The sequence below is a fragment of the Mangrovibacterium sp. genome, assembly GCF_059905295.1.
Genome location: NZ_JBZQJF010000134.1, coordinates 1 through 4,780 on the forward strand (window position 1 = coordinate 1; position 4,780 = coordinate 4,780).

Annotated in this window: 5 protein-coding genes; all 5 read right to left on the minus strand. The window is 42.9% G+C overall.

Annotation, left to right across the window (positions count from 1 at the left end):
* Positions 1-816: helix-turn-helix transcriptional regulator (locus tag AC37HE_RS07100; protein ID WP_500782109.1), on the minus strand; the 816-nt coding region annotated here is incomplete at its 3' end.
* Positions 817-920: 104 nt separating this feature from the next.
* A complete protein-coding gene (locus AC37HE_RS07105; RefSeq protein ID WP_500782110.1) occupies positions 921-1,571 on the minus strand; it encodes a hypothetical protein in 651 nt (216 codons plus the stop codon).
* A 149-nt stretch (positions 1,572-1,720) separates the two neighbouring features.
* A complete protein-coding gene (locus tag AC37HE_RS07110) occupies positions 1,721-2,590 on the minus strand; it encodes an isocitrate lyase/PEP mutase family protein (protein ID WP_500782111.1) in 870 nt (289 codons plus the stop codon).
* A gap of 451 nt (positions 2,591-3,041) precedes the next feature.
* A complete protein-coding gene (locus AC37HE_RS07115) occupies positions 3,042-3,896 on the minus strand; it encodes an NAD(P)-dependent oxidoreductase (RefSeq protein WP_500782112.1) in 855 nt (284 codons plus the stop codon).
* 41 nt (positions 3,897-3,937) lie between these two features.
* Positions 3,938-4,780, minus strand: an 843-nt coding sequence (locus tag AC37HE_RS07120; protein ID WP_500782113.1) for a glycoside hydrolase family 28 protein, incomplete at its 5' end; no start/stop codon positions are given.

The following is a 4,780-nucleotide window of genomic DNA, read 5'->3' on the forward strand; positions in this document are numbered from 1 at the left end:
AAACACCCGGCTGAAATGCGATGTGCTTTCAAAGCCCGAATTAAAGGCGATTTCAGAAATACTTTGTTTGGTGGCTTTTAACAAGGTACTGCCATGAGTAAGCCGCTTGTCGGTTAACCACTTGCCTGGAGTGGTGTGGTAATAATCGACGAACTCCCTTTTAAATGCAGCCAGGCTACGACTCGAGATCCGCGCAAATTCATTCAGCGTTAAATGGTAAGTGTAATTTTTCTCCATGATCTGCCAAATCGGGGTTTTTATCTTATCGTCTAATTGCAGAATATAGGCAAGCAGCTGTTTATTTGATGGAATGGTTAAAACATCCAAAAGAAGTTCCTTGAACTTTAATTCGAGCAATTTTTCGGAAGGTGGTATTTCCTGTTTGAAATAAGGAAGCATACTATAGAAATAGGTTCTTGTGATCTCATTAAGATCAACCTTGATAAACATGTCAGTTGGTATTTCCGGTAAATTCTTAGTCGACAAATTATCCATAAATTCACGGGTGAATTGGATCAGAAATTCATCCGGGATATGAAAAACAAGCACTTCCCAATCCTCCGCATTTGTCAATTCCTGAACATAGGCCGTTTTACGATGGAAGTATGCTGTTTGGGGCGTTACTTTCCATGACTTTTCACCCTGATGAAAGATCCGCTCTCCTTGCAATGAAAATGTAAATTGGTTAAAGTGATTATGTAACTGTTGAAATCGTTCGATTTGCGGACACTTGTAATACACAAAAAGTAAATCCTTTACAGAAAGTTGTTTGAAAGAATCCGGGTGGGCTTTTATGTCATCATAAACATTAATCATAACCAGTTCTTCTTAGAACTAATCAAGTTAATCAAATATATTCAGACAATCAAGTGCTTTATTTTCAGTACTTATTCGAATGCCTCGGTAAAATGATTAACCGATCAACGTCTTGAAGGGAAATAATAGCCAATGTTAATCCCGAAGTTAAAACCTTTGGGATCTCCCTGATAGGCTATGTTATAGTCGACATAGGGCGCAACAACAAAACGTTTTAAATAGGTATTAATTTCCAGTCCAAGGGCAAAACAAGCAGGACTTTGATAGCCGTCAGAGCTGACCGATTCGTCCAGCTTCCCAAAATCTTTAATCCTCAAAAGACTGACATAAGGGGAAATATCTACCCGGTTACTGGTGGGGATATGATAAGCGATATGCTCTGCCGATAAAAGCATTAAGGTACCGAAAACTAAAATTTGGACAAGTGGATTACCATCCTCACTTGAAAAACTAAAGCCCAGCAACCAAATGGGTATTCCCAACGTTCCCAAACCAAACTGGCCATGATCTTTTCCGAACAGAAAGCCCGAATCAAAACTGACATGTTGGCCCATAAACATCCGGATCTTCATCCCCCCTGCATAAGTTGAGTTATAGGGTTTATTAACACCCAAATGACCGGCTGATAAAAATACCGTAAGATCCCTTTTCTGATGCATCACCGTCCCTTGAGACAGATCACCTAAATCAGCTTGCCCCAATAGGAGAACGGGCAAGCAAATTACCAATAAGAGTGTTCTGATTTTCTTTCCCATAGCCTGTGTTTTGTTTTTATAAATTACGAAACAAAGCACAGAAAAGCAAAACCTTATCCAACAAGAGGTTGTAGAGGCCACTTGCTGCAGCTCGCTTATATCACTTGGACTGATACTTTAAGCTAGGAAAATATTCGAGCGGTAGCTCCTTATTTTTGTTGTCCGATTGCCATTTTATACGCCATTGAAGCATCGGCTCGCGGACTCATGACATCTGATAAAATGGTGTAAGTTCCTTTTTCCTTTAACTCATCAGCAACTTTTTTCATTAAGGATAAAGTCGCTTTCATCAAGCTTGACCCCAGGCTTAAACGAGCCACACCCAAATCCTGCAACTCCTGTACCGAGGGAGGTAATGCAGCCCCAATGGCGGGGTTCGACAAAATATTGATTGGTGCATCAATCTCCTTCACCAGTGTTGCAATTGTTTCTTTGTCCCAAACCGGCTGTACAAAGATGCAATCGGCTCCTGCTTCGCGGTATTTATTACCACGCCTTATCGATTCCGCCAGTTTTTCCTGCTCCGAAGCCTTCGAGGTATAAAACGAATCGGTCCGGGCATTTATAACCAAGTGGAAGCCCAGAGAATCAGATAATGCACGAATAGCAGCGATCCGTTCACAAAACTCCATCTCGTCGATTAACACCGGACTCAGCTCGATGCTGTCTTCGATGTTAATTCCTACAATTCCGGTTGCAATAAGCCTCGAAACAGACGTCACAATTTCATCCACATTATTGCCGTATCCGGCTTCGAAATCGACCGAAACCGGAACTTGAACTGCACTTACAATTCGGCTTACAATCTGAAGCACATCCTCCAATTGAATAATCTCACAGTCGGGATGACCTAAAGAGGCAGCTATTCCCATACTCGTTGTTGCAACAGCCTTATATCCACAAGCTTCTACCAACTTCGAACTCCCGGGGTCCCACGTGTTTAGCAGAACCAAAATCTCATCATCGTAATGAAATTTCAGGAATTTTTCTGCTTTTTCTTTTTGAATACTTGATACCATAATCCCGCAATTTTAAATGTGTCACATCCATCTAATCTATCGCTATTTTATGCTTCTTACGGTTCTGTAAATTGAAAAGTTGGCTGTCTTTTGGAGTTTCTATACCCCTCTGTAACAACATTTTTAGGAGTCTGTATTTTTCCTTATTCTGAAACTGGATTGAATCTAATTCACTCCTCCGGAACGAGGTAATGATATGCTGGATGGCAAATTATAATTCTTTTGTGAAAAGCATAAGGATTGCGGGACCAATCCCCTGGGTCGATATGTAGTAGACTGCATTGCTCGCAATGATGTTCCCGCTAAAAAAGAGCAACTGGTCGGCTGAACCACCCAATTACTCTCTCCATCCTTAACCACTTCATATATCACAGGGAAAGTACAGAACAATGCAGCAAGCTCTGCTCTCACGTAAAACGATTTGCGGCAGCAAGGACATTGGATTTTTACTTTACTTGAGGCTTTTCAGAATGGCCATGACATCCTCATCACCCAATCCCATATCCTGAGCATGATTGAAACTTTCGAACAATGGATGGATTAACGGTGCATCCAAGCCGGCTTCTTTGGCCAGGCGTAAATCCTTCACCAGGTGTTTCAATGCAAAGGCAGCCGGAAAAGAGTTATTCAGAATGGATGATGTTTTCAACTTGGTGATCCCGTTGCCACAGGCTCCCTCGTTAACAATGGTCAACATATCTTCACGGCTCACTCCGTTCTTCTCAGCAAACAGAACAGTTTCAGCCAACCCTTGAAGATTAAGGCCAAGCAGGTAGTTGATCGCCAGCTTAGCTGAACTACCGACGCCGTTATCACCCAAATGGATTGAAAGTTTTCCAAGCACGTCAAAAAAGGGTTTGGCTTTTTGATAGCTCACTGCCGAACCGCCTACTAAAATAATCAGTGTTCCATCCTGGGCAGGCTTCACACTTCCGGAGACGGGTGCCTCCAAAAAGTCCAACTGGTGTTTACGACATATTTCCGATAAATAACGGGAAGTATCAGGAGCAACGGTACTCATATCGATGAGGAGTTTCCCAGGTTGTTCCTTAGCCAGCAGGCCCGACTTTCCTTCAAAGACCTCTTTCACTGCGTCATCATTCGACAACATGGTGAAGACCACATCACAAATTTCGAGCAAATGTTCCGGGCTATCTGCCGACGTAGCCCCGGCCTCGATGAGTTCTGTTTCTTTTGATTTTGTCCGGTTATAGACCACGACCTCAAACCCGGCCTTGATCAGGTTCTTAGCCATTGGATTTCCCATATTTCCAAGGCCAATCCAACCTACTTTCAGTTTATTCATAATCCAATCTTTCAGTTAATAAGAGCGGGGGCTAACCAAGATTACTTCGCTGATGCACCATCTGAAAACTCAACATTCTTCAACGACATCTCCGATGATTCGAAATGCAATCCCCGGCTCTCGCTTCCTTTTACGTGAACTGCAACACCTGTTACAGCTTTCATGTTTTTAAAGCTAACATCCTGCGTGTTATCCAACAAAAAAGCCGGCCCTTTTTTGGGGACCACCGTAACATTATTGAATGTTAGCCCCTGCGTTTGAGTAGCCTCGAAACCTTCATCGGTTTGAAGCAGCATATTCTCGAAACTGATATTGGACACATGCAGGTCGGCATTTACTCCTCCGATAACAGCGGCTTGTTCAGCACCATAACAGTAAATATTTTTGAAATGAATTCCGTTGAAATCGGGTGAAAGGAACTTCGAGGCATCGGCTTTTACCGGAATGGCAGCATTGTCTTTATAATTCAGGTTGAACAAAATGGCCTCTCCCTGCAGGTGCGTCATATACACATCTTCAATAAAGATATTGCCCACCCGTCCTCCTCGGGTTACATCCGACTTAAACCGTAAGCCCACGTCGGTGAGACTACAAGTGAGGTTTTTCACATAGATGTTGTTCATGCCCCCATCGGTATTACTGCCAATTACAAAGCCACCATGCCCATGATATACCTTGCAGTCCTTAATCACAATATTTTCGAGGCGATAGCTGCCTTCTTCCTGACCACTCGACTTCATACAAATACCATCGTCCCCGGTATTGACCGTGCAATCGAGCATCAAGACATTACGACAGCGACTAATATCCAGTCCATCGGCATTTTGATACCACCATTCATTCAGCACTTTCACCTGATGCATTACCAGCCCGTTAATTCCACG